Source organism: Parabacteroides sp. AM58-2XD (assembly GCF_003463685.1).
Lineage (GTDB): Bacteria > Bacteroidota > Bacteroidia > Bacteroidales > Tannerellaceae > Parabacteroides > Parabacteroides segnis.
In genome coordinates, this window is sequence record NZ_QSDP01000208.1 from 1 (window position 1) to 2,558 (window position 2,558).

The window sequence follows — 2,558 nt, forward strand, 5'->3', positions numbered from 1 at the left end:
ATTTTATTTTTTAAATATTTGAAAGGTTAAAATGTGATATATTTAAAAATAATATATATATTTGCACTCAAAATGAAAATAGTTCTATCAGAACTATGGTATTCTCTATTTGCTATACCTTTTGAAATTTAGCCAAACGATACCCCCCCAAAAAAAATACGAGACTTTACTCAAATCCCGTATTTCTCATTATCCCAATTACTTTCTTATTCACATGACAGGTACCTAATTGTAAAATAAAAAGTAGTCCCTTTTCCTTCTTCAGATTCAACCCAAATCTTTCCTCCCAGACGTTCAACAATCACCTGACAAATAGCTAGTCCCAATCCTGTCCCGGGCACAAAACTATTTAACTTTACAAAACGTTCAAATACATTGTGTAACTGTTCTCGAGGTATCCCGCAACCAGTATCAGAAACATAAAATTCAAGCATATCCTGATTTTGTAACCTGTATCCAAAATAAATATGCCCTTCTTTTGTGAATTTGGCAGCATTTCCCAATAAATTGATCAATACTTGCGACAACCTATTTTTATCTACACTCAAATGGCAATTCAATATATGATCCATGAAACGCAATTCAACAGTTCCTTGCACTTTCAACCGCATAGAACGCTCCAATTCATTCATCAGAAGATCCAGATCTACATCTGTACGGACAAACTCTAAAGTCCCCGCCTCTATTTTGGACAAATCCAAAATATCACCAATTAATTGTAATAAAAGAGCATTGTTGTTTTCGATAATGGATACAAATTCTTTCTTTTCATCTTCTTCATCGGTAGTTGCAAGAATCTGAGAGAAACCGACAATGGCGTTCAATGGTGTCCGGATTTCATGACTCATATTGGCTAGAAATGCAGATTTTAGACGATTAGATTCCTCTGCTTTATCCCGTGCTCGTAATAATTCTTCTTCGATTTTTTTCCTTTCGGTAATCAACAAGGAAGAACCTGTCAATATAACTGGCTGGCCGTGTTCATCCCTCTTTTCAACAACAGCTTGAACCTCCACCCAATCAAAACGAACACGATCACCCTTTCCCCGGTAAATCAAAAACTCTTCTTTTACCTTGTCTGCTTTTCCACTAACAAGGAGTTCACAAGTTTTTCTTAATCGATCCCTATCTGATTTACGGATATTGTTGAAATATTTTTCTTCTGAGACTTTAAACTGTTTCTCCAATACGGGATGTTCCACTTTCAACTCCATATCCGGATGTTTGACATCACAGAATATCAAATGCTTATGCAAATCCCATCTCCATGGAATAATATTGGCAACATCCAAAGAAAGCGACAATTTACGATTTACCGTACGAAGCAACCGCTGCATCTGTTGTTGCAAAGCACGCTGACGGTTCAATACTCTTATGCGCCAAAGCAAAAAGAAAATGACAAAAAAGAACAGCAAAATGCCCACAGATATATACAAACGGTTCTGTTCCCAAAAAGAAGAAGGTTTCAGATAAAAAAACGTATTAGAAGGACAATCTGCCGGAGAAAACCCCTTTTTCACTAATACCTGATAGTCCAGTACTGGCCCGGGATTTTCAGGCGAAACAACAGTTTCCCGAACATCTCCTTCAAGTATAGATCTAACCGTTTTTATAACGATATCATATATACTGGAGGATGTATAAAAATATCCTCCCAACAAACCGTTTTTATCAATCGCCATATCATATAAGGTAAATATAGGCAAAGAGGTATAAGAGCTTATTGTTTGATAGATATCAGAACTTTGAACAACATATTTTCCTTGTTGACTTTTAAAACACCATGATGACAACAGAATTCCGGTATGCTCATCTACATTCTTTAAAGAGTCTATCAGAACGCTTCCTGTGACATCTCCGGCGGTCAGGATCGTAAAACAGATATCCGGGTATTCGGTTTGCATAATATTTTCGAGTATCTCCAAATTTTGTAACCCAAGAAACGTTTTATCGGAAAGAAACAGTAAATGTCGCATATCCGGCATAAGATGACGCATCAATTCAATAGTTTCCTTTATATAATCAGGTATAAAAAGAACTGTTACCTGTGGGTGTAACCGAATGACATCGTTTATAGGAGTCTTTTCCTGTTGCATAATCATTCGCTCTTGTAAATAGGTTTCACGCGGGCCGACATATAATTTATTCGTATAAAGAACAATTGGAATCTGCCGTCCCCAAGTCTTCTCTAATTTATCCAACAAAAGAGCGAAAGCTGGATTGCCCAATAATATGACCATACGAGGAGGATGTTTATATCTACTGAAAAGATCTTGTTCGAAAAAGGACAATTCTTCTTCGTTTTGTATCAATAACATATTCATATGCTCCGTATAGGCCGTAAGTTCTCCGTACTCTTTTATCAATGTTTCATAGATAGGAACTGTAAAATTACAAATCCACGGGGAATTCTCTGAATATGAATTAACAATAAGAATATAATCTTCATCATTACTGTCCCGTAAAAGTGGATAAATAGTTCTTTGAAATAATTGAAATATAGTCTATTAGATACTACTTTTTAGGCGCGACGATTTGAAATCATACCTTTGAGGTCA

1 protein-coding gene is annotated in these 2,558 nt (G+C 35.9%); it reads right to left on the bottom strand.

The features are described 5' to 3' along the window. Positions 1–206 precede the first annotated feature (206 nt). Positions 207–2,240, bottom strand: a complete 2,034-nt coding sequence (locus tag DXA15_RS24775; RefSeq protein WP_233567632.1) for an ATP-binding protein — start codon at positions 2,238–2,240, stop codon at positions 207–209. Between the last annotated feature and the right edge of the window lie 318 nt (positions 2,241–2,558).